The organism is Achromobacter animicus, from assembly GCF_902859585.1.
GTDB lineage: Bacteria > Pseudomonadota > Gammaproteobacteria > Burkholderiales > Burkholderiaceae_B > Achromobacter > Achromobacter animicus.
This window is the reverse complement of sequence record NZ_CADIJM010000002.1, coordinates 90,063-112,592: the sequence shown is the minus strand read 5'-3', so window position 1 is coordinate 112,592 and position 22,530 is coordinate 90,063. Positions and strand designations below refer to the sequence as shown.

Annotated in this window: 18 protein-coding genes and 1 tRNA gene; 5 read left to right on the top strand and 14 right to left on the bottom strand. The window is 64.8% G+C overall.

The window, feature by feature from the left end; genetic code table 11:
* Positions 1-118 precede the first annotated feature (118 nt).
* Positions 119-514 (top strand): SecDF P1 head subdomain-containing protein, encoded by a 396-nt coding sequence (locus tag HV681_RS05345; RefSeq protein WP_175122107.1) that lies wholly within the window; start codon positions 119-121, stop codon positions 512-514.
* A 174-nt stretch (positions 515-688) separates the two neighbouring features.
* A complete protein-coding gene (locus HV681_RS05340) occupies positions 689-2,785 on the top strand; it encodes a PhoX family protein (protein ID WP_175122106.1) in 2,097 nt (698 codons plus the stop codon).
* Positions 2,786-2,884: 99 nt separating this feature from the next.
* On the opposite strand, the gene HV681_RS05335 is transcribed toward HV681_RS05340, so the two are convergent.
* From HV681_RS05335 to HV681_RS05270, 14 genes are all read right to left on the bottom strand, one after another.
* Complete coding sequence (locus tag HV681_RS05335; protein WP_175122105.1) at positions 2,885-3,817, bottom strand: glycosyltransferase family 9 protein; 933 nt, start codon at positions 3,815-3,817, stop codon at positions 2,885-2,887.
* A gap of 97 nt (positions 3,818-3,914) precedes the next feature.
* A complete protein-coding gene (locus tag HV681_RS05330; protein WP_175122104.1) occupies positions 3,915-5,123 on the bottom strand; it encodes a pectate lyase family protein in 1,209 nt (402 codons plus the stop codon).
* 20 nt (positions 5,124-5,143) lie between these two features.
* Positions 5,144-7,057 (bottom strand): tetratricopeptide repeat protein, encoded by a 1,914-nt coding sequence (locus HV681_RS05325; protein ID WP_175122103.1) that lies wholly within the window; start codon positions 7,055-7,057, stop codon positions 5,144-5,146.
* Positions 7,050-8,081, bottom strand: coding sequence for a KpsE/RkpR family capsule polysaccharide export protein (locus HV681_RS05320; RefSeq protein ID WP_175122775.1), 1,032 nt, complete (start codon positions 8,079-8,081; stop codon positions 7,050-7,052). Before HV681_RS05320 ends, HV681_RS05325 begins: the two co-directional genes overlap by 8 nt.
* A gap of 121 nt (positions 8,082-8,202) precedes the next feature.
* Complete coding sequence (locus HV681_RS05315) at positions 8,203-8,919, bottom strand: hypothetical protein (protein ID WP_056559922.1); 717 nt, start codon at positions 8,917-8,919, stop codon at positions 8,203-8,205.
* A gap of 11 nt (positions 8,920-8,930) precedes the next feature.
* Positions 8,931-10,268: an ABC transporter permease gene (locus HV681_RS05310; RefSeq protein WP_175122102.1), complete on the bottom strand. Its 1,338-nt coding sequence runs from the start codon at positions 10,266-10,268 to the stop codon at positions 8,931-8,933.
* Between the two features lie 7 nt (positions 10,269-10,275).
* Positions 10,276-11,433 (bottom strand): polysaccharide biosynthesis/export family protein, encoded by a 1,158-nt coding sequence (locus HV681_RS05305; protein WP_175122101.1) that lies wholly within the window; start codon positions 11,431-11,433, stop codon positions 10,276-10,278.
* 43 nt (positions 11,434-11,476) lie between these two features.
* Complete coding sequence (locus HV681_RS05300) at positions 11,477-13,534, bottom strand: glycosyltransferase (protein ID WP_175122100.1); 2,058 nt, start codon at positions 13,532-13,534, stop codon at positions 11,477-11,479.
* Complete coding sequence (locus tag HV681_RS05295; protein WP_175122099.1) at positions 13,531-16,008, bottom strand: hypothetical protein; 2,478 nt, start codon at positions 16,006-16,008, stop codon at positions 13,531-13,533. The genes HV681_RS05300 and HV681_RS05295 overlap by 4 nt, the downstream gene beginning before the upstream one ends.
* 38 nt (positions 16,009-16,046) lie before the next feature.
* Complete coding sequence (locus HV681_RS05290) at positions 16,047-17,306, bottom strand: nucleotide sugar dehydrogenase (RefSeq protein WP_175122098.1); 1,260 nt, start codon at positions 17,304-17,306, stop codon at positions 16,047-16,049.
* Between the two features lie 401 nt (positions 17,307-17,707).
* Positions 17,708-18,034: a hypothetical protein gene (locus HV681_RS05285; RefSeq protein ID WP_175122097.1), complete on the bottom strand. Its 327-nt coding sequence runs from the start codon at positions 18,032-18,034 to the stop codon at positions 17,708-17,710.
* A 4-nt stretch (positions 18,035-18,038) separates the two neighbouring features.
* Positions 18,039-18,115, bottom strand: a tRNA-Pro gene (locus HV681_RS05280).
* A gap of 141 nt (positions 18,116-18,256) precedes the next feature.
* Positions 18,257-19,222, bottom strand: a complete 966-nt coding sequence (gene ispB / locus HV681_RS05275; protein ID WP_175122096.1) for an octaprenyl diphosphate synthase — start codon at positions 19,220-19,222, stop codon at positions 18,257-18,259.
* 181 nt (positions 19,223-19,403) lie between these two features.
* Entirely contained in the window at positions 19,404-20,573 is a 1,170-nt protein-coding gene (locus tag HV681_RS05270) for a fumarylacetoacetate hydrolase family protein (protein ID WP_175122095.1), read from the bottom strand.
* A gap of 245 nt (positions 20,574-20,818) precedes the next feature.
* Between HV681_RS05270 and HV681_RS05265 the strand changes: the two genes are divergently transcribed.
* From HV681_RS05265 to rpmA, 3 genes are all read left to right on the top strand, one after another.
* A complete protein-coding gene (locus tag HV681_RS05265) occupies positions 20,819-21,577 on the top strand; it encodes an IclR family transcriptional regulator (RefSeq protein ID WP_175122094.1) in 759 nt (252 codons plus the stop codon).
* Positions 21,578-21,819: 242 nt separating this feature from the next.
* The gene (gene rplU, locus HV681_RS05260; protein WP_006216228.1) at positions 21,820-22,131 is read left to right on the top strand and encodes a 50S ribosomal protein L21; all 312 of its coding nucleotides are present in this window, start codon (positions 21,820-21,822) and stop codon (positions 22,129-22,131) included.
* Between the two features lie 34 nt (positions 22,132-22,165).
* Positions 22,166-22,426, top strand: coding sequence for a 50S ribosomal protein L27 (gene rpmA, locus HV681_RS05255; RefSeq protein ID WP_006389959.1), 261 nt, complete (start codon positions 22,166-22,168; stop codon positions 22,424-22,426).
* The last annotated feature ends 104 nt before the right edge of the window (positions 22,427-22,530 follow it).

Sequence of the window (22,530 nt, the reverse complement as noted above, 5' to 3'; positions counted from 1 at the left end):
TCACCGGCGCCAGCGTGGCGCACGCCGGCAAAATTTCGTCAGGAATATATCAGACGGTCATCCCCGTCTGCCGCGATCCGTATAGGATGGAGCGTCGTCCATCAGAAGGAGCGTCCCCATGCCATCAATGCGACATCCTGTTCTGGCCAGCGCACTGGCCGCGGCGCTCGCCGCCGCCCTGCCCTTCGCCGCCCACGCCGAGTCCGTCACGCTGCAGGTCGAGCAGGTCACGCCCGGCGCCGATCCGCACACGAACGCGCGCGTCGTCGACATCAAGCTCAAGCCTGACAGCGTCAAGACGCTGGCGAATTTCACGCGCGAACGCGTGGGCCAGCGCGTGCAGTTCCGCGCAAACGGCATTCTGCTGTCCTCGGCCACGCTGATGAGCCCGCTGGACGGCGACAGCCTGCGCATCACCGCAGGCGAGCATGGCTTTGCGGGCAAGTCCGCCGAGGAAATCGCGCAAGGCATCATGAAGAACGGCGCGCTGACGATGGACGACGAAAACCGATAAGCACGCCCGCCCTTGCATCCACAGGCTGACGCCCGCGCATGCGGCGTCAGCCTTTTGTTTTGGACAAGATGGCGCAGGCGCAACAGGTTTCAGTCATCTGTCATTAACCTTTCATTTCGGACTTCTAGTATTGCTCGTCCCCATCGGGCATCAGACCCAAAGCCAGGAGTTCAAATGAGCAAGTCCATCTCCGACAAGACCGTCCGCAATCCCAGCATGAGCACCCCGTTCAGCGAGATTCTCGAAAAGAACATGTCCCGCCGCATGGTGATGCGCGGCGGTATCGCCGCTGCGTTCGCGACGATGACCAGCCTCGGTCTTGCCGGCTGTAATGGCAGCGACGACGATGACGACGATGCCGGCAACGGTGGCCAGAACCCCGCGCCGGAACAGCCCGGCACGGAGACGCCTCCGGCGCCGGCCCCGGTCAAGCTGGGCTTCGAGTCCCTGCCCACCTCCATGACCGACGCCTGTGTCGTGCCGGCCGGCTACATCGCCCATGTGTTCGCACCGTGGGGCACGCCGTTCAACGACAACGCGAATCCGTGGGACCGCAACGGCAACAACAGCTCGACTGACTTGCTGAACTCCACCGGCATGCACCACGACGGCATGCACTTCTTCCCGATCAACGGCAGCTCCACCGAGGGCCTGCTGGCGGTCAACCACGAATACATCGACCAGAAGGCGCTGCACCCGAACGGCGCGACCACCCTCGCCGGCAAGCGCCCCATCGAGGAAATCCGCAAGGAAATCAACGCGCACGGCGTCGCAATCCTGCACGTGCGCCTTGAGAACGGCCGCTGGACCATCGTTCACAACTCGCGCTACAACCGCCGCTTCACGTCGGCCACGCCGATGAAACTGGCCGGCCCCGTCGGCGGCACGGACTGGGTCAAGACCCCGTACTCGCCCAACGGCACGATGGTGCGCGGCACCAACAACAACTGCGGCAACGGCTACACCCCGTGGGGCACGTACATCACGGCCGAAGAAAACTGGGCCGCGTGCTTCGTGAACACCGGCACGCGTCCCGCGCACCAGCAGCGCGTCGGCGTGCCGAACGACAAGGGCCGCTACGAATGGGAAACGGGCGCCAACGACCCGCTGGAAGTCCAGGGCGAGTTCGCGCGCTTCAACATCACCGAGACCGGCGCCGACTTCACGCAGGACTATCGCAACGAGATCAACGGCTTCGGCTACCTGGTCGAAATCGATCCCTACAACGAGAACAGCATCGCCACCAAGCGCACCGCGCTGGGCCGCTTCGCGCACGAGGGCTGCGCCTACGGCCTGCCCGAAGCCGGCAAGCCGCTCGCCTTCTACAGCGGCGACGATTCGCGCTTTGAATACATCTATCGCTTCGTGTCGGAAGCCGTGTGGGATCCGAAGGACGCCGAGCGCACCGACCGTCTCGCGGTGGGCGCGAAGTACCTGGACAAGGGCACGCTGTACGTCGCGCGCTTTGACGCCGATGGCACGGGCCAATGGATCGCGCTCACCGGCACGACCGTGGGCGCCGGCGGCCGCACGCTGGCCGATGAGTTCGGCAGCCTCGAAAACATCATCATCAACACCCGCGGCGCCGCGGACTTCGTCGGCGCCACGCCGATGGACCGCCCGGAATGGACGGCCACGCACCCGACCAACGGCGACATCTACCTGACGCTGACGAACAACTCCAGCCGCAACGCCAGCCGCGGCACCAACCCGGCCAATCCGCGCCTGAACAACGTCAACGGTCACATCGTGCGCTGGCACGACGAGCCGGGCTCGACCAAGTTCAAGTGGGACATCTTCGTGTTTGGCTCCGACGCCGGCGCCGACGCCGACACCAACCGTTCCGGCCTGACCACGCTGAACCAGCTGGCCAGCCCGGACGGCATCGGCATCGACCCGCGCGGCATCCTGTGGATCCAGACCGACAACGGCATCGACGGCGGCCGCAACAACAACGTGGCCAAGGCGACCAACGACCAGATGCTGGCCGTGATCCCCGGCGCGCTGGCCGACAGCACCGGCACGGGCCCGGCCATCAACGCGACCAACCAGGCCGACCTGCGCCGCTTCTTTGTCGGCCCGAACGAAGCCGAAGTCACGGGCTTTGCCTTCACGCCGGACTACACCAGCATCTTCCTGAACATCCAGCACCCGGTGAACTGGCCGGCCTACGACACGGAAGATGCAACCACCGCCACCACGGGCGTCGTCCGCCCGCGTTCGTCGACGGTGGTGATCCGTCGTGCCGACGGCGGTCCGATCGGGGTGTGATGACATGACGTCCGGGGTGACCCGCTCACCCTGAACGCCGAAAGACAACAGCCACCCGGATCGGGTGGCTGCTTTTCATTGGCGGGCCGCGTCAGACCGCTACCGGGCCAGCACCGCCATGCACGCCTCGAACACGCGCCCCGGATGAATCGAATTGATCGCTTTCGATCCTGCTTCCGGCACGACGTCGCGGGTGTAATCGCGCGCCCAGAACCATTCGGGATTCGATTCGTTGAACACGCCCACGTAGGGCACGCAAAGCCCCTGCGCGATATGCGAAGGGCCGCAGTCGTTGGAGACGATCAGCCGCGCGTCCTGCATCAGTGCGACCAGCTCGGCCACGGAGCGGGAGCATTCCAGGCGGAAGTCCGGCCGATTCATGTCTTTCAGGCGCTGGCGCTCGGCCGCTTCGGCCGGACCCAGGACAAACGTGAAATTGGCGGTGCCGCCCAGCCGCGCCTGCAGCAGGTCGGCCAGCGCAACATAATGATCCAGCGACCACCGCTTGAACTGCCCGGCGCCGCCGCCCGGAATCAGGACGATGTCGGCCGGCTGCACCTTGCCCGCACAGGGTCGGCCGATTTCGACGAAGCACTGGCGCGCAATCGCTTCGGGATCGTGTTCCTGCAGCGTGGACAGCAGCCGCAGGTTTGCCAGGCCGATGTATTCGCGGATGTCCTTGGCGTGGGAGTGCGTCCAGACGCAGTCGCCGAGCCGGCGGTTGCTGAAGCCCAGCCGCAACTTGGGCCGGCGCAGCAGGTTGATGAGCGCAAAGCGCTCGCTGGAATGATGCAGCGTCAACGACGCGCTGGCGCGTGGGGGCAGCGCCTTGACCTGATCGCCGAATGCTTCTGCGCGGACGAACTGATCCACCCATGGCAGCTGCGTATAGAAGGCCTCCACGTCAAACCGCGAGACAACGCGGACACGCTTGTCCGGCCACAGTTTCTTGACCTGGTACAGCGCAGGAAACGCCACAATCTGGTCGCCAAAGCGTGCTTTGTTACGAACGAATACGACGATGTCGGACATGGTTCCTCACCTGATGAAATCACGCAAGAAATCCTGATTTCTTGTGGAAATGCGCACAATCAGAAAACTACAAAATCAGCGCGGGGACGAGCATACCTCAGCCCGGGCAACCCGCGCCGGTGCGCGTTGCCGGCAAGGGTGTATCGCCCGACGTATTACCGGCAAATTTGCGAATCTTCTCGGCCAGCTCGGGCGTCGCTTTCTCGTAGCCGTAGCAGTAAGACGGCGTCGGCGCCGACTCGGGGCGATAGTCCTTGAGCACCGGCTTGGCATCGCCCAGATACAGGTTGTCCTTCAACCGCAGAAAGGCCTTGAAATCGCGGGTGTAGCCGTGATCCGCCTTGCGCTTTTCATAGGCGCCGCGATCGGAGTCGCCGTTGTCCAGTGCGCTGCGTGCCGGCGCAATCGGGATGTAGCGGCAGTAGTTGACGTTGATGCCTTCCACCGTGGGGTAGAACTCGGGCTCGACGCACTTGCGCTGTGCGTCGTTGTTGAAGATGTTGCCTTCGACCAGCGCCTTGGCCTCCAGGCTGAAACTCATGCCGTAGAAGTCCCAGTTTTCGAGCAGGTTGTTGAACAGGTGGAAGGTGCCGAACTGTGCGCGCGGATTGCGCTGCACGGTGTTGAAGAAATAGTTGTGATGCAGCGTCACGCGCGCAATCGAATCGCGCTCGTAGTTCTGGAAGAGATTCTTGGACGTGATGTTGTTCAGCAGCATGACCTTGTTCGAGTTGTGGAACTTCGTCCAAGAGATCGTCACGTCGGTCGAGCCGTTCTTCACGTTCAGCAGGCGGTCCGACATCCGCGACAGGTCCATGTGGTCGACCCACACATCGCGGCTGTCATTGGCCACATTCACGGCCTGCGTAAGCCGCGTGAGCCGCCCGTCGATTGTCAGATGCGTCAGGATGACGTTCTTCGCGCCGTACACGCCCAGGCCGTCGTCGATCAGGGCGACACGCTTGCCGCGGCCGTCAATGGTCGTGTTGGACGGAACACGCAACTGGGTTTTCAGGACGATCGTCATGTCGGACGCGAAGCGTATCCATGCCGGTCCCTTGCGGGCCTGTGCCAGCGCGGCGCGCAGCGTACCGGGTCCGGCGTCCTGGTCCGAGGTCACCTCGATGAACTTGCCGCCCAGACCGCCCGTGGCTTTGGCGCCATATCCTTCGCGCTGCGCCAGCAAGCTGGCTACGAACGGGCAGTGTTCATCGGGCGCCGCGCATTGCCCGCTTGCTGCCGCTGCCCCGCCATACAAGCCGGTCAGCGTCAGCAGCCACACCATCACTGTCTTTCGAAGTCGCATCGCAACCGCTCCCTCAAATTTCACGCGGACGGATCCGCCGCCGTCACATGGCGCCAGATGCCGCCGCTTAACCGCAGGTTCTCCGGCGGGCCGGCAAGATGCTCGCGCAGCCGTTCAAAGTACGCCTTTTGCCAGCGCAGCGCGTACGCGTCCGCGTCCTCGCCGGGATTGGCGGCCGGCAGCATTTCCAGCGTGTAGGCCACCTGCCCGTTCTCCCAGCGGGGCGCGTAGAACACCGACGGCACACCCATCCGGTGCGCCAGATGCGCCGCGAATCCGGAATACGTGACGTCCTGGCCTTCGAAGGTCGTGCGCGGCGCGGCGGGATTCGCCGCGCCGTCGATGGCCAGGCACAGCACAAAGCCCGAGTTGATCGCGCGCATGCAGGCCTTGGCGACCTGCGCCTCGGTCTGGTCGGCCGTCGAGATCAGCGCCTCGGCGTAACTGCTGCGGGCGATGCTGGGCGCCGACGCCAGCCAGCGCGACGGAATGCCGACCAGTTCCAGCGCCATCAGGCCCGCATACATCGGCCCGACGTGGGCGGTGGCGACCACGACGCCGCGGCCGGCGGCAAGCAGCGGCGCGAAGAAGCGCTCGCCGGTATCGAGCTCACCCAGCATGGCCATCGCTTCTTCGACGCGCTCCTCGCGGCATTCGAGCCAGTCGAACAGCAGATGGTCGATCATGTGGCCCCAACGCGCGCGGCGTTCCCACGTGGCGCGATCGATGCTGGTGTCGCCGCGCATCGACCAGGCCCAGTCCAGCCGCGCCTGCGGAATCGGCGCGGTGTCGAGCTGTTCTTCCATGCGCGCCAACGCTTCCTGGAAGGTCTCCGGCAGCCGCGCGCCACGCTTGGCGACGTATTGCTCGAACAGCGCCTCGGCCTCGTCCTTGCGCCCGGCCTGCGACAGCGCGCCAATGGCGGACCGCTGCCACAGCAAGTTGTCCGGCGACTTCTTCAGCAGGAACATCATCTGTTCGGCCGCCGCGTCGTACTGCAAGGTGTAGCGCAGCGCGCGGGCATACAGGCCTCGCGTCTGCTCAAGATCCGGCGCCAGTTCGATGGCGCGCGCCAACGGTGCCACGGAATCCTTGTAGCGTCCGGCGCGCAGCAGGGTTTCGCCGTGCAGCGTCAGCAGCCGCACATCGTCGGGCGCGGCCTGCAGGCCGGCCTCGAAGTGCGTCAGCGCATGGGTCTTGCGATCGTCTTCGGTGCCGCGCCGCAGATGCGCCAGTCCCAGCGACGATCGCAGCGCCGCGCAATCCTGGCCCGCGCGCAGCGCGCCGTCGCCCAGACGGATTGCAGCCGCAGTGCGGCCGTCGGCCAGCAATGCGCGTACCGCCATCGTCGCCACGCGTTCATTGGGCAGCTTGTCCGGATCCAGCGACGCCGCGATGCCAGAGGCTTCGGCGACGTCCCCATTGCGCACGAAGGCCATCATCCACGCATAAGCGTCTTCGGGCGCGCTCTGCGCCAGCGGGAGGGTCGTGCGGGCGACTTCCGCCGCCTCGGGCACGCGTCCCGCCTGCACACGCATCTGGATGCGCGCGGCATGCAGCGACGCATTGCCGGGCTCGATGCCGGCGGCGGCATCGGCTTCGGCGATCGCCCTGTCCCACTGCTCCAGGCGGCCGAGCAGACTGGCGAGCAGGCGCCTGTCGTCCACCCGCGCGGGATACACCGCAACAAGCGTTTCCAGCGCCGCGATGGCAGAGGCCAGCTTGCCCTCCTTCACGTCGGGCGAGACCAGCAGCCGCCGGACCTCGCGCCAGCCGTCCTTGGCCGGGCGCAGCGCCGGTTCCAGCGCGGTCATGCCGCTCGCCGGGTCTGCCGACGCGCGGATCTGTCCGATGACCTCGCGCAGGCGCGCCGTGGCGTCCTGCGGTTCGGCGCCGGCGTCCGGCCGGCGGCTTTCGATGACCGTATCAACCATGACGCAGCCCCCTCAACAAAGCCATCGCGACGCGAGCGATGAACATGAGCACAAATCCCAGTGCCAGCGCTTGCAACAGCAGGATGCCGGTGCGCGGGCTGCTGGGCCGATCCGTCGGCACCGGCTGCGCGATGATCGACAGATACCGCTGCAGGCGCAGCGCGTCCGTCATCGCCTGCTGGTACGACTGCTGCGCCAGCGTCAGGTTGGAATCCGCAAACACCTGGGCATTGCGCAGCGCCTCATATTCCTTCAGTTGCTTGGCTTCCGTGTTGCCGTCGCCGCTCAGGCGCTGACGCACGGATGCCAGCCGCTTTTTCAGGGCCGTCACCTGCATCTGCGCAGGCTTGAGCATGAAATGGTCCTTGTTATCCAGCGCGCGGATCTTGTCCAGATTGATCTGCGCGGTGCTCAGCTCGCCTTCAAGCTGGCTGGACAGGTTCAGCAGCATCGACACCGTCGCGCTGGGGTCGATGTTGCCGTGCTTGGTGCGCCACGTCGTCAGCGCATCGCGCGCCGCCAGCGCCTTTTCCTCGGCAAACTTGACCGACTCTTCGCTCACCTTCAGCTTGTCCGCCACGCCCTTCTCGTTCATCGAACTGACGAACTGCTCGGCCAGGCCGATCAGCTCCCGGGACAGCGTGGCCGCGTCTTCCGACGAGAACGCGCTGACGCGCAGCACGTCGATCTGCTCCAGCGCGTTGAACGACACGTGCACCGACGCCTGATAGGCGCGGTACAGATCGTCTTCGCTGGAATCCTCGGCCAGGCGGTTGAACGGGTCCAGCCCATCGTTCATCAGATAGCGGCGCAGACCGACCTTCTTGTCCAGCTGCTGCATGCTGTCGCGCGACTTCAGAAAGTCCGCAACTGCCCAGCCATCGACAAATCCGCCGAGCATGCCGCCCGAGTTGCCCGTCGTGAGCAGACTGGCGGCTGCGCCGCCACCGCCCTGCTGGCCGGACGCCGACTGCACGAAGAACCGCGACTCCGCCTCATAGCGCGGCGTGGCGACGATCAACAGGTAGATCACCGCCAGCACCACCGGCACCAGTACGATCACCGCGTTGATCCAGCGATGGCGGCGGCGCTCGCGCAGGGCCGACTGCCGTTCGCGGCGGCGGCGTTCGATCTCGGAGCCGCCGTCAGAACCCGAGTTGGCCTTCGTCGAAGCCGCCTCCGAGGACGTCGTCGCCTGTGCCGGAGTCGCTCCGTGATCGTCGCGGGGGATACCTGCGGAGGCACTGGTCGAGGTCGTCGTCGATGCTGAGCGCGCTTCGTTCATAGATCAAGCCTTTGAAGCAATAATCCGCCAACTGATTCTGGCGATAACTGGAAAAAATGAGTGTCCGGCCGACCAGGCGCTCTTCAAAAAGCGCCAGCCAGAGCCGGGTGAAACGGCAGGGCTCGAAGGGGATGCTCCCTTCGATCACGTAGACATCGAACGCGGGCGCCAGCGCCAGCGCGAACGAAAACTCCTGCCGCACATAAAGCGGCCAATGCTCCATGGGCTTGGCCAGCATCTTCGGATCGCTGATCAGGTCCGCGACCAGTTCATACGTGGCGTCGGGGTCGATCTCGTACATTTCGCTGACGAAATCGATCATGGACAGCCCGCTGGCCTTGCCGCGGATGAAGCCCTGCCGGCCGATCGCCCACGACACATTGCCGTCGTGCTTGACGAAGCCCTGCCGCGGCGGACGCAGACAGCACAGCACGTCCACCAGCTGGCGGTGCATCTCCGGCGCGGGCGACAGCAGCGCATAGCGCCCCGCCGGGATGTCGAGCGTAGCGTTGGCCAGCAGCGGCTGCCTGCTGCCGAAGGAATAGGGTTCGTCGGTTACGCCATTGAGATGGATCATCTTTTTCACCCTCACATTGGCTGAACGTTGGGACGGGCCAGGCGCTCTGCCACCAGCGCGATCACCATCATGAACACCAGCGAGGTCAGGAAGTAACCCAGGCTGGCATCGTGCGACTCGTACGCATGGAAGTACGCCGAGCGCAGCAACTGCATGCCGTGCGCCAGAGGCGACCACAGCATCCACGGCCGCAATTGCTCGGGAAACTGCTCCGACACGAAGAACACCGCCGCGAAAATCTGCAGGAAGCGCTCGATGATCGGCGCCAGCCGCAGGAAGAAGTGCCAGTAGGTCGCAATCGACCCGAACAGCACCCCCATCGCCGCGCCCGCCACGCCCATCAGGACCACAAAAAGAATGAAGCCGGCCCAGCTCTTGGGCAGCGTGATGAGCCCGATCGCATGGCCCCCGGTGATCAGCACCCCAAACACCACCACATACACCGATACGTAGATCATGGCCTGCACCAGCGCGCACATCAGCGGCGTGACGCCCTGGAAATTCAGCAGGCCGCGTGCCGAGACATACGCCGTACTGCTGCGGAACGCGATCTGACGGAACATGATCCAGGTCGTCGCGCCCAACAGCGAGAACGTCTGCACGTCCATTCCCAGGATGTAGTGCGTGCCCATCAGGATGTACAGCGACGAAATCAGGGTCAGCAGCACGACAGGGCCGACCAGCGCCCACACCAGCGCGATGCGGCTTTCGCCGTGCATCACGCGCAGCTGGTAGATGAACATCGCCATCAGCGTGCGGCCGATCGGCCGATGGCCGGCGGTGTCCTCCGAATGCCCCTTATGCAGGGAGCGCAGCCGGTCGCGCAGGATCGCGAGATCACCCGCTTCGCTCTGCGCAACCTCGATCTCCAGCGCGATGTCGTTGCGTGACGCATGGCGGCGCGCTTCACGCGCCTCTTCCTGCTTGCGACGTTCCACGCGGCGGGCATGCGCGACCGCCAGCCGCTCATCCTCGGCCACCAGCTTGGCCGGCATGTAGCCCGGCGCAAACACCTCGACGCCCGCGCGGATGTCCTGCTCCAGCAGGCGCACGATGATGCGCAGGCGCCGCCGGGAGAAGTCCGCCAGGGTCTCGTCGACCTGGCTGCGCACGATCTCGGCGTCCAGCTCCGCCTGCACGGCCTCGTACACCGCCCGCCGCGCCGCGACGGAGTCGTGCGGCTCGCCCTGCAGGCGGGCTAGCAGCGGCTTGAACAGCACGCCCGGCGGGGCCTTGGCTTCGAACAGCGCGGCCGGATCCAGCCGCCAGTTGGCGACGCCAGACCCCACCGTGTAGCTGTTGTCCTTCCGGCGCGAGCGCCAGCCCTTTATCCGATCCTCGTTGCTCATGGACGCGTTATTGGGCAACGCCGGTCGAACCGCCGCCCGAATCGCTGTCGATGGCTCGCGTGGCGCTGAAGCCGGCGCTCATCGTGACGCGGAAGGCCGACAGCACCTTCTGCACCTGCGTGAACGGCGCGTCCGAGATGTAGATGGCCTGTCCTTCATGCACCGTGAACTCGCGGGCCAGCGCCACCTGCTCCGGCCGCGTGAGGTCGAACTGGTACACGACGGGCAGCAAGTCCGGCTTGCCTTCGGCCCCCGCTTGCGCGGGCGTGAACAGGAACACCGAGCGCGGATCGGCCAGCTTGTCGTCCAGGCCGCGCGAGTCCGCCAGCGCGTCCAGCACGCTGTAATTGCGTTTGCTGATTTCCACGCGGCCCTGCTGGCCGGCCGCGCCGAGCACGGTCAGGAATTCCTTGGCGTCGTAGGCGGTGATCACATCGCCCGAGCGCAACAGGATGTCGTTGTTCTGGTTGCGGTAGATGTCGGCCAGCCGCACCGAGGCCACCTGGCTGTCGCGGCGCAGGCTGATGATGAGCTGTTCGGGGTTGGTCTGCACGGGCGCGGCCTGCGCCAGCGCGCTGCTCAGGCGCTGGGCGGTCTGCGTGATGGGATACATGCCGGGCTTGGTCAGGTTGCCCTGCACCGTCACCATCTGCCCGCGCGCGTCGGCCGCGCGCGTGACGCTGACGTCGGCGCCGACCACGAGCTTGCTCAGGCGCGCCACGATGGCGTCATGCAACTTGCCGAGCGTCAGGCCCTCGGCGCGGAACTTCCCGATGATGGGAAACGTAACGTTGCCGGCACTGTCGATGTCCTGGTTACCCAGATCACTGACGCCCGACGGGTCCGCGGCGAACACGCCGAGACCGCCGCGTTCCCACACTTTCACGTTGATGCCGTCACCCGGCACCAGCTTGTCGAAACCCGCCTGCGTCAGATCGCGGTAGCGCACCGGAAAGTCCGCCACATCAGGCACCCGGCTCTTTCGCGCGAGTTCGCGCGACACGGGCATCACGATGACGTCCTTGTCATCGTGAGCCCCTGTCATTTCGCTAAGCATCGGGCCGGACCGTGGGAGCTGGCAACCCGTGAGTGTCAGCGCTGCAAGCAGCAGCATGGCAAGCGTCGCATGGCGCCGCGCGCCCAGGGCCGGGACGTTCATTAGCATAGGTTCCTTCAACTTCAGCACTTTTAAAAAGAGCAACTACCCGTCACGCCTGCATCAGGCGCTTGGGCGCAACGTCAATGCGCTCGTCGTTCTCGGACTCGGTCATGGCGGGCATGCAGATGCTCATGAACTTCGTGAGCATCGCGTCCAGCGAGAACAGCTTCTGCGCCCGCTGGCGGCTATTTGCTCGCATGTCCGCATTGCTGCGCACCTGGTCCACCATGTTCAGGACCTTCTCGCAGGCCTCGTGCATGTCGGGATGATCCACGCAGCTGAGCAGGTGGCCCGTCTCGTCCTCGACAAAGCACTCTTCCGCGCCGCCGGCCGGCGTGGAAATCACCGGCACGCCCAGCAACTGGGCCTCGATCAGCACATTCGGCAGGCCTTCGTAGCGCGACAACAGCACGCTGGCGTCCATCTTCGAATACCAGAAGCCCACGTGATTCGACAGCCCCACCAGCAACAGGCGCTCCAGCACGTCGTGCTCCAGCGCCAGCGCCTCGATGTTCTCGCGCAGGCGTCCGTCGCCCACGAGGAAAAAGCGCGCCTGGGGCCGTTCCTTCAGGTAAAGCGCCGCCAACTTGATGAAGAGCTGCGGACGCTTGTCCGGCTCCAGGCGGAACACGCCGCCGATCGTCTCGGTGGCGTCCTTGGTGCGCTCGTGGAAGGCTTCCCACTTGGCTTTGTCGGCGTCCGAGGCATCGGTCGCCAGATCCGGCACGCCGTTGTACAGGATGTGGAAGCGTTCCAGCGGCAGGTCCAGCCACTCGGCGTACGCTTCCGCGGCCTTGCGGCTGTTGCTCACGAACACCACGCCCGGCACCAGGGCCAGCGCCTGAAACAGCTCGGGATACTCTTCGCGGAAACGGTCCTTGCGGATGTTCGGCGGCAGGCCGCGGAACACCAGGTGGATCGTCGGCGTGCCGGCCAACAGCGCCGCCAGGGCGCCAAAGAGGCACGTGCCGTCCTGCCACAGGCTGACCACGTCGAAACGGTTGGCGCGCAACACCGGCGCCAGCCGCGTCACGCCATAGTGAACCGGCGGAGGCAGCTGTTCCAGCAGGCGGCCCAGGTTGCCTTCGGGCACTGATTGGTGCGCCACCGAGATGGCCGGCAGGCGGTTGATCTCCGTGACCGGAATCTGCGCCTTGATGAGCACCGGCAGGAAGAAGTCGTCCTGTTTCTTGGGCGACCCGGAGGGCTCGGTGTGCTGCTTGACCAGCACCTCGACCTTCTTGGGCCGCATCAGGATGTCGGGCGGCTGCAGTTCCGGGGACGCGGCCAGGCGGGTCAGCTCGCCCGCCAGGCGGGTCAGCTGGCGCTCGGCGCCACCCGGTCCCAGGCTGCCGGTGACCAGCGCCACCGACACCGGCTTTTCCGGCGTGTTTTCCGCAATCTTGCGGTTGCGAAAGTGCAGGATCGCGTGCTTCATCGACACGATGCGCACGTCCTTGCCCGCCAGCCCCTCTTCGGATTCGAAGCGCTGGTAGAACGCGTAGTCACTGGCCAGCCCCTCGGCCAGTTCGGCCGCCTTGCTGCCGGGCGTCAGGTGCTTGGCCACGGGCGCGATCGCGTCCCACGCGTCGGCCAGGAGGCCGCGCTTGCGCAGGCGCTTGGCGAACTCCACGCGCATGTTGCGATCCGTGTGCTGCGAGATCAGACGCCGGAACAGCGCGTCCGACTGCTCGTGCGCGCGGATGTCGCTCAGCAGCTTCGCCCGCGCAAACAGGCGGTCCGGATTCGTCGTCTCGGCCGGCAGGTGACGGTCGACCAGCGCCATGGCTTCGTCCAGGTGCCGTTCCTTCACCAGCCGCGTCGCGCAGTAGCGCACGATCTGCAGGTCATCCGGGCACTCCTCGAGCAGCGTGGCCCACTGCTCGGCCATGCCCTCGTTCAGACCCGCCGACTCCTGCAGGCGGAGCAGGAGGAAGCGGACCTTCGAGTCTTCCATGTGATCGCGGGCAAGCTGCTTGGCCCGCGCCAGGTTGTCCTGAGCGACTTGAACCCGCCCCGATGCCGCAACGATTTCCTCCAACTGCGCTTGAACTTGCTGAAGATCGGACTTGGCGTCCACTCGCTCGGTTATCAGAGGGGGATTCATGCTGCCTTTCTCCGGTTGATCTTCTCGATCCAGACAAGGCAGCGCTCGATGTAGTGGTCATACTGGGCCGGGTTCTCGGAACGTTCCTGCAACTGCTTCCAGTACGGCAGGGCCTGTTCGAAGCGGTGCAGACGCATGGCGCCGACCGCGGCCAGGCGCAGGCCGATGGGATCATCCGGCACCAGCGACACGATGCGTTCGCCCAGCGCCAGGCGCTCGGTCGTGCTGGACGGTTCCAGCGCGCGCGCTTCGGCGTACAGATAGGCCAGGATGCGGCGCTTTTCGTGGTCCACTTCCGGCATGCCGGGCCACGATTGCGCGACGCGGTCCAGCAGCTTCCAAGCGGCCTGATGATCGCCGTTCGACAGGATCTCGCGAGCGCCACGGATGGCGCGCGGGCCGAGCCGGCCGAGTTGGCGTTCGGCTTCGTCCTTGGCGCTTTGATCGGCGCCCGAATGACCCAGCACATCCTTGTACGCGTCGATCGCTTCACCGAACCAGCCGCCATTGAAGGCAACGCGGGCAAAGTGCAGCTTGGCGCTGAACGGAGCGGCATCGCCGGAGGCGGCCACTTCCAGGTGACGCATCGCCGTCTTCTTGTCGCCCAGCGCGTCAGCCGCGCGGCCACGCATGGCGTGCAGTTCGGGGAAGTCCACGTTGGTGTCGATGGCCAGGTTGGTCAGGTCGATCACTTCCTTGTGGTTGCCGGCCACCAGCGCGGCACGCACGCCCAGGCGCATGGCGCGTTCGAAGGCGCGCTGTGCACGGGCGCCGGCCAGCGCGTCGGGATTGAGCAGGCGGTGCGCGCAGATGCGTTCGGCGGCGTCGCGCAGACGTCCTTCTTCCAGGGCGCGGTTGCCTTCCTCGGCCCACGTCGCGGACTGCGATTGCAGCCATGCGCTGATCTCTTCGTTCTCGCTCTTGGCCAGGCCGCAAGAGGCTGCCAGCGTTGCCGCGGCCATGATGCAACCGCGCCACGAGGCTTCCTTGACCAGCTCCAGCGCGTCGCCCTCTTCCAGCTTGGGCTGTTCGCCCGCCAGGTCGCGCAGCGCGTCGCGGTCGCCTGCCAGCAGGCGGTCGCGCCACAGCACGGCAAAGCCGCGGCCGTAGTTCGGGATCGCCGCGCGCACTTCGTGCACCCAGCGGATCGCCGCTTCCATGTCGCCGCCCGTCTGCAGCAGGGACAGCACCGTGTCGGCCGCTTCCACCGCCATCGTGTCGGTCGGTTCGGAGATGCGGAACAGCTGCTTCCAGTTGCCCAGACTTTCGTCCACATAGCCCAGGTGGCCGGCGGACACCGCCGCGATGCGGACGATTTCCGGCGTTTCGATCTCGTCACCCAGCAGGCCTGCGGCCAGCGAGTACGCCACGTCGTAGCGGCCCAGCTTGAACTGGTTGCGCATCAGGATCTGCTCGGCCTTGCTGCCCGAGGACAGCGCATCGGCGCTGCCCAGAAGGGCCAACGACCCCTCGTAGTCGCCCAGTTCTTCCTGAATGCGCGCGAAGAGCACGACGTGATCCGGCAGGCTGGGGTAGCGGCGCAGCACATCGCGCACGCGGCGCGAGGCTTCGCGCAGCTCGCCCGAGTCCCACAGCTTCTCGATGCGTTCGACGCTTTCTTCCGCGCCCAGCTTGGGCACCGAGACCTGCGGGGTCGAGGAGCTCATGCGCGGACGGATGAAGTTCTTGTACCAGTCGGTATACAGGCGCTCGGCGAAGGCCGGCGTGTAATGGGTCAGGTCCAGCCCGCCGTCTTCCATGGCGTCGGCCTGGCCCAGCTTGTTCATCAGCGGGGTCGGGTCATAGCACGGCACGCCGATGCGCTGCGCGGCGGCCGAGATGGCGGCGATCAGCTGCTGACGCTGTTCGATCGGCACGTTGTCCGGCGTGTGGGCGTTGACGTGGGTGACAAACACGACCTTGTCGCGGCCCAGCAGCTCGACGAGCTGGCGCATCTCCTGCTCGATCTCCTCGTCCGTCTGGTCGCGCTTGACGACGCGGGCGAGCAGATCGCGGTCTTCAGCGTTCAAGCTTTTGAAGACCGGATCCTGATCCAGCTGCGCGCGGCGCTCGGCCAGGCGATCGGCCACGGCCATCGACCAGAACGCGCGGGTGCGGGCGCGGTCGGCAAAGAATTCGCTGAAGTAGCGGACCAGATAGTTGGACTGGATAGGGTGTCCGTCGATCGTGAGCAGCTTGCGCGAGGACAGCTCGACCATGTACAGGTCAGCCGGCTTGTGCGTGCCTTGGCGAGCCTGCTCGCCATTGGACGGACGGAAGATCAGGCGCTGCACGTCAGCCGGGATGTCGCTCTGGCTGAACATGAAGCGCGCCTGCTGGAGGGCTTCGGCGGCCGTGTGCACGAATCCGTAGTTGCGGCCGAGCTGAAGTTTGATCGGGTAGCGGCCCACGGCATCACGCAGGGGCGTGTGGATGCGGCAGGTTCCGATGGGAGCGATGGTAAATGCGGTCATTCAGGGTCTCTCCTGTATTGATGGATTACGAGCCTGAACTAGAGAGTCCAGTACAAAAGGTCGGCCGGGAGGCGCTTGGCATCCAGCACCGACTTCAAGTCGCAGACCATGCCGCCGTTCTTGACGAGCTGCGGCAGGTCTTCCCAGATGGTTTCCATGGTTTCGCGGTGCGGCACCGCCAGGATCAGGACGTCCATGTCGCGGAAGTCGCCGCGGTCGACGAGCTTGATCCCGTACTCGTGCTCCATCTGCTCCGGATCGACCATCGGATCGCACGCAACCGGCGTGATGCCGTACTGGCCAAGCGCGTGGTACAGATCGACGATCTTCGAGTTGCGGATGTCGGGCACGTTTTCCTTGAAGGTCATGCCCAGGATGCCGACGCGGGTGGTGGCGTTCAGGCGGCCGTTGCGTGCAAGCTGCTGCACCAGGCGCGAGGCGACGTGCGCGGCCATGCCGTCGTTGATGCGGCGGCCGGACAGGATGACTTCAGGGTGATAGCCCAGTTCCTGGGCCTTGGACGTGAGGTAGTACGGGTCGACACCAATGCAGTGGCCGCCCACCAGTCCGGGCGTGAACTTCAGGAAGTTCCACTTGGTGCCGGCGGCCGCCAGGACCTCCGAGGTGCGGATGCCGACCAGATCGCAGATCTTGGACATCTCGTTCATGAGCGCGATGTTGATGTCGCGCTGCGTGTTCTCGAGCACCTTGGCCGCTTCGGCCACCTTGATCGAGGAGGCGCGGTGCACGCCCGCGTCGATGATCTGCTCGTACACGCCGGCAATCACTTCCAGCGATTGCTCGTCCTGGCCGGACACGATCTTGACGATCTTCTCCAGCGGATGCTCCCGGTCGCCCGGGTTGATGCGCTCGGGGCTGTAGCCCAGCTTGAAGTCGACGCCGGCGCGCAGGCCGGATGCCTTCTCAAGTTCCGGGCCGCAGATTTCCTCGGTGGCGCCGGGGTGGACGGTCGACTCGAAGACCACGATGCAGCCGGGGCGCAGCACGGGGCCGATGGCCTGGCACGCCCGAACCAGCAGGGAAAAGTCGGGATTGTTTTTCTCGTCGACGGGCGTCGGGACAGCCACTACGAAAAAGTCGCAGCCTTCCAGTTCGGACAACTGGTCGGTGAACTGCATGGGGGAGGCAAGCAATACGTCGCGTTCGATCTCGCCAGTCCAGTCATCACCCTCTTTCAGCCGTGCGATTCTCCGCTTGTCCACGTCAAAGCCGATGACATCAAAGCGCCTGGAAAATGCCACTGCCACGGGCAGGCCGACATATCCAAGGCCACACACTGCGATTCTCTTTACCACGGGGGACCTCACTGTTTTCGTCGTGTCGCAGACACTAGAAATCGACGCCCCGAAGCGAGCACTTCGACATGAAATCGAAATACCCTTGCCGTATAGGGGCGGACGTATTGCTAAAAATGAATTTGGCTCGGTACCCGGTTAACTATCCGGTTGGCGAGCCTGGGCATCGTAGAGGGGTCACGCAGCAAACTTTTTTCTAAATATTTTTATTGCTGCGGAAATAAATCAGGACAACCCGTAAAAAACCCGGGAAATCCCTAGAAAAATTACATTCATTACACAAACCGCAACATGAGACGGCCGTTTCATGTAATCAAATATGAAAAGACGTTTTTCTTAGTCTGGTTTAACCAAACTGAAAAATCATTATCCAGATCGGTAGCTTATTTAGTAATTGCGTCAGGCAATATAAAAAAGATGCACCAAACTGGATCAGCACGCACCATTATCAGCACGAGACATGCCTGGGTTTTCATCGCCCGGTAATAAATGGCCGGGCCGTGGACAACATGGCAGACAACAGGTGGTTGTGCGATACGCGGCGCTTCTTGCAATGCGCTTCTTGCAATGCGCTTCTTGCAATGCACCTCTTGCATTGCACTTCTTGTAAAAACAATCCGCGCAAATGCAAAAAAGCCGGCAGCGCTTGCGCGATACCGGCTTTCAGCCAGAAGGTGTCGGGAAACACCTTCTTGAATTCTCGACCACATGAAGTGGTCGGGGCGAGAGGATTCGAACCTCCGACTCCTGCGTCCCGAACGCAGTACTCTACCAGGCTGAGCTACGCCCCGATCTTGACTACTCATTTAGCGGTGCTCAGACCCACTAAACGTTTCACCGCACTTTCTTTACTGCTTTTTCGCTACAGGCTGCCTGATCACTCAGACCACCCGGTTGGTACAACCTCAGTGAATTTCCAACCGCCTTTTTTGCTAGCGATCTCTATTCACCGCGAAAGCGCAGAATTCTAACAGAGAATTTTGAAAAGGGGAAATGGGGTAGATCGAAAGGGCTTCACGGGCCCGATCTGCCTCGGCCACGGCGGCCAGGCGGGCGTGTTCCAGCGCGTCCGTCGCCTGGATGGCGGCGGCCACGGCAGCGAAGTCGGCGTCGCCCGTCTTGATGGCGTCGCGGATCAGTTGCTGTTGTTCAGGCGTACCCACTTCCATGACACGGATCAGCGGCAGCGTGGGCTTGCCTTCGCGCAGGTCGTCGCCAACGTTCTTGCCCAGCGCGGCGGCGTCGCCGCTGTAGTCCAGGACGTCGTCGACCAGCTGGAACGCGGTGCCCACGTGGCGGCCATAGGCGGCCGCGGCGGCCTCCTGGTCGGGCGTGGCGCCCGCCAGCACGGCGCCCACCTGGGCGGCGGCTTCGAACAGCTTGGCGGTCTTGTAGCGCACCACCTGCAGGTAGCGCTCTTGCGAGACGTCCGGGTCATGCACGTTCAGAAGCTGCAGCACCTCACCCTCGGCGATCACGGTGGTGGCTTCGGACAGGATGCTCATGATGCGCATCGAGTCGGCCTCGACCATCATCTCGAACGACCGCGAATACAGGTAGTCGCCCACCAGGACACTGGCCGCGTTGCCGAACACGGCGTTGGCGGTTTCGCGCCCGCGGCGCAGGTCGGACTCGTCCACCACGTCGTCGTGCAGCAGCGTGGCCGTGTGGATGAATTCCACGACGGCGGCCAGCAGTTGGTGATGGGTGCCTTCGTAGCCCAGGGCGCGCGCCACCATCAGCACCATGGCCGGGCGCATGCGCTTGCCGCCCGCTCCAATGATGTAGTCGCCGATCGTGCGGATCAGAACCACATCGGAATTCAGCCGCTCGCGGATAACCGCATCGACGGCTTTCATATCGTCAGCTATGGGGGCAATGAGCGCGGGGAGATTCAAGACGTATCCGACAAGTGTGAAGCGAGCCGCGTGACGGCTCTTACCGCTGGGCCCGCCAGCGGTCGGCGGGGGATTCGACCGTGGATTATACGGGGAGTGCGCGGGAATTCCGGGCGCGCATGCCGCAAGCGGCAAGGCCCGGCGCCGCGGGCCCTGCCCCGGGTCGGATCCAGCGGCGGGCTCAGCGCCCGTACGGCAGCAGCCCCCGCGCGGCCAGGTTGGCGTAAAGCGCGCGCACGCCAAACGTCCAGGGCGGGATTTCGGTGGCTAGTTGCACTTCATTGACCAGCGCGCCCAGGCGCTCCGAGGCGATGACGACCCGGTCGCCGGTCACGTGGGTGAAGCCGGTGCCAGGGCCCTTGCGGTCCTTGGACGGCGAAAACATGGTGCCCAGGAACAGCATGAAGCCGTCGGGATACTGATGGTGCGCACCAAAAGTCTGGCGCACCAGGTCCAGCGGATCGCGGCTGATTTCGCGCATGTGGCTGACGCCGTCCAGCTCGAACCCGTCGGGGCCTTCGATGCGCAGCGAGACGTCGGCATCGCGCACGCTGTCCAGCGTGAAGCCGCCATCGAACAGCCGGATGAACGGACCGATGGCGCAGGACCCGTTGTTGTCCTTGGCCTTGGTCAGGAGCAGCGCGCTGCGGCCTTCGATGTCGCGCAGGTTCACGTCGTTGCCCAAGGTGGCGCCCACCACTTCGCCCCGGCTGTCGACCGCCAGCACGATCTCCGGCTCGGGGTTGTTCCACTGCGATTCCGGCAGCACGCCGATCCGCGCGCCGAATCCCACCGAGGCCATGGGCGGTGTCTTGGAAAAGACTTCAGCATCGGGGCCAATGCCCACTTCCAGATATTGCGACCACTGGCCGCGCTCGATCATTTCGGCTTTCAGGCGGATGGCTTCGGGCGATCCCGGGCGCAGCCGGGACAGATCCGAGCCGATCAGCGCCTGCATCCGCACGCGGATTTCCTCCGCGCGGCCGGCGTCGCCGCCCGCCTCTTCCTCGATCAGGCGTTCCAGCAGACTGATGGCAAAGGTGACGCCCGCCGCCTTTACGGGCTGCAGATCGCACGGCGCCAGCAGGCGCGGGCCGTCGGCGCCTTGCAGCGTGGCCGCCATGAGGGCGTGCGCGTCGCCCAGGGACTCACCCTTGGCCTCGCGCGCCACGGCCACGCGGTCGGGATGGTCCAGCAGGTCGGATACGGTCGGCGCCGTGGCGGTGATATCGATCACCTCGCCCGCACGGACAACGACCACGCTGGGTCCGCCGGCAGGATCGGGGCGCCAGACGCGGCCCACCAACAGGGCGTCGGGCAGGTCGGCGGGCAGCAGGGTGTTGTCGTTCATGGTGTCTCCTCGCGTGATGCCCGTCCGGGCGGCGGGCGCGTGATTGTTTTGCGCCGGGTCACCGCCCGGGCGTCGGTGGCACGGTCGCATGGATTGCGCGTGTCGGGCATGGCAGCCCGACACGCGCAATCCATGCGGCATGGGGATCCCCGCAACGCGGCTCACCCATCGGCATGGCGAACCAGTCTAGGAGACTTCATTTATCATGTCCAACATCCTGCTTTTATGTCCAACCTATTGGAATCATGGCTGCCGATTACGACGTCCCCGCCATCCGCCGCACCCACGACATCCTGCGCGTGCTGTCGGGCCGCCCCACGCCGGTCAAGGCCGCCGAACTCGCGCGGGCCTGCGAGATGCCCAAGAGCACGCTGTACCTGCTGCTCGACTGCCTGGAGCAACGCCGATGGGTCGAACGCCAGGACGGCGGCTACATCATCGGACTGGAATTGATGGCGCTGGGCGCCGCCTACCTGCGGCACGATGGTCTGCAAGCGGCGTTTCACCACTCGGCCGCCGCCTTCGTGGACCGCTGCAACGAGGTCGTGCAACTGGCGGCGCTGGATGGCTTTGACGTGGTGTACCTGGCGCGGGAAGATGCGCGCCGGCCCGTGCGCCTGGTGTCGGACCTAGGCTTGCGGCTGCCCGCACATGCCTGCGCGCTGGGCAAGGCGCTGCTTGCCAGCCTGACGCCCGAGGAGCTGGCCGTCCGGCTACCCAAGACCCTGCCCCGCGTCACCGACCGCACGATCTCGGACGCCGCGCACCTGCACCGCGAGCTTGAAGATGCGCGCCGAGAGGGTCTGGCCCAGGACCGGGAGGAAGTCGCCACCGGCCTCGTATGCTTTGCGGCCTTTGTCGGCGTGACGCCGCTGGGCAAGCGGGTCGCGGTCAGCACGTCCATCCCGACCGACCGGCTGGACGACGCCCACCGGCAAGCGGCCATGGACGGCATCCGCCGGGTGGCGCGCGACATTGCGCTGCGCGTGATCCCGGCTGTCTGAAGCCTTCACGCCACACCTAAGCCCTTAGCCTGCAACAGCTTTTTGACTTTCCAAAAGTCCCGGGCTAATATCTCGGATTCGGTCAGCAATGGCCGAATTACGTCGGTTGTTCGTGTATGCCACCTGACGTCCTGGTCAGCCCTGAATCTTCGGGCATTTGGCAAGGACGGTTCAGCAAGGCACCCTCGCCCAGCAGGGCAGGCCACACGAACGAACCCATTTACCTATTTAAGGAACACCCCATGTACGCGGTCGTAAAAACCGGTGGCAAGCAGTATCGCGTTGCCGCTGGCGAAAAACTCAAGATAGAACAGATACCGGCTGACATTGGGCAAGAAATCACCCTGGACCAAGTGCTGTCCGTGGGCGAAGGCGACCAACTGAAAGTTGGCACGCCCCTCGTCTCCGGCGCCGTGGTCAAGGCAACGGTTCTTGCGCAAGGCCGCCACGACAAGGTCAAGATCTTCAAGATGCGCCGTCGCAAGCACTATCAGAAGCGTCAGGGCCACCGTCAGAACTACACCGAAATCCGCATCGAAGCCATCACGGCTTAAGAAGCGACTCGGTACCACTTAGCAGGAGCTAAACATGGCACAGAAAAAGGGCGGCGGCTCTACGCGGAACGGACGCGACTCAGAATCGAAGCGTCTGGGCGTCAAGGCATTCGGCGGCGAACTCATTCCCGCTGGTTCGATCATCGTGCGTCAGCGCGGTACTCGCTTCCACGCTGGCGTGAACGTCGGCATGGGCAAGGACCACACCCTGTTCGCGCTGGTCGACGGCAAGGTTCAATTCGGCTTCAAGGGCGCATTGAACAAGCAGACCGTTTCGATCGTCGCTGCCGAGTAATCGGTTGGCAAGCCCGCGGACCTCACGTCCGCGGTTGCATACGATCTGGAACGCGGTCCGCCGCGTTTCCCGAACGGCAAAAGCCCTGTCGCGTGCGGCAGGGC

Bases quoted from the DNA above. Each gene is read 5' to 3' on its own strand.
- HV681_RS05315 (WP_056559922.1), bottom strand. From the start codon at position 8,919: ATGATCCATCTCAATGGCGTAACCGACGAACCCTATTCCTTCGGCAGC.
- HV681_RS05295 (WP_175122099.1), bottom strand. From the start codon at position 16,008: ATGACCGCATTTACCATCGCTCCCATCGGAACCTGCCGCATCCACACG.
- HV681_RS05330 (WP_175122104.1), bottom strand. From the start codon at position 5,123: ATGCGACTTCGAAAGACAGTGATGGTGTGGCTGCTGACGCTGACCGGC.
- HV681_RS05335 (WP_175122105.1), bottom strand. From the start codon at position 3,817: ATGTCCGACATCGTCGTATTCGTTCGTAACAAAGCACGCTTTGGCGAC.
- HV681_RS05300 (WP_175122100.1), bottom strand. From the start codon at position 13,534: ATGAATCCCCCTCTGATAACCGAGCGAGTGGACGCCAAGTCCGATCTT.
- HV681_RS05345 (WP_175122107.1), top strand. From the start codon at position 119: ATGCCATCAATGCGACATCCTGTTCTGGCCAGCGCACTGGCCGCGGCG.
- HV681_RS05305 (WP_175122101.1), bottom strand. From the start codon at position 11,433: ATGCTAATGAACGTCCCGGCCCTGGGCGCGCGGCGCCATGCGACGCTT.
- rplU (WP_006216228.1), top strand. From the start codon at position 21,820: ATGTACGCGGTCGTAAAAACCGGTGGCAAGCAGTATCGCGTTGCCGCT.
- HV681_RS05285 (WP_175122097.1), bottom strand. From the start codon at position 18,034: ATGTGGTCGAGAATTCAAGAAGGTGTTTCCCGACACCTTCTGGCTGAA.
- HV681_RS05270 (WP_175122095.1), bottom strand. From the start codon at position 20,573: ATGAACGACAACACCCTGCTGCCCGCCGACCTGCCCGACGCCCTGTTG.
- rpmA (WP_006389959.1), top strand. From the start codon at position 22,166: ATGGCACAGAAAAAGGGCGGCGGCTCTACGCGGAACGGACGCGACTCA.
- HV681_RS05325 (WP_175122103.1), bottom strand. From the start codon at position 7,057: ATGGTTGATACGGTCATCGAAAGCCGCCGGCCGGACGCCGGCGCCGAA.
- HV681_RS05340 (WP_175122106.1), top strand. From the start codon at position 689: ATGAGCAAGTCCATCTCCGACAAGACCGTCCGCAATCCCAGCATGAGC.
- HV681_RS05310 (WP_175122102.1), bottom strand. From the start codon at position 10,268: ATGAGCAACGAGGATCGGATAAAGGGCTGGCGCTCGCGCCGGAAGGAC.
- HV681_RS05265 (WP_175122094.1), top strand. From the start codon at position 20,819: ATGGCTGCCGATTACGACGTCCCCGCCATCCGCCGCACCCACGACATC.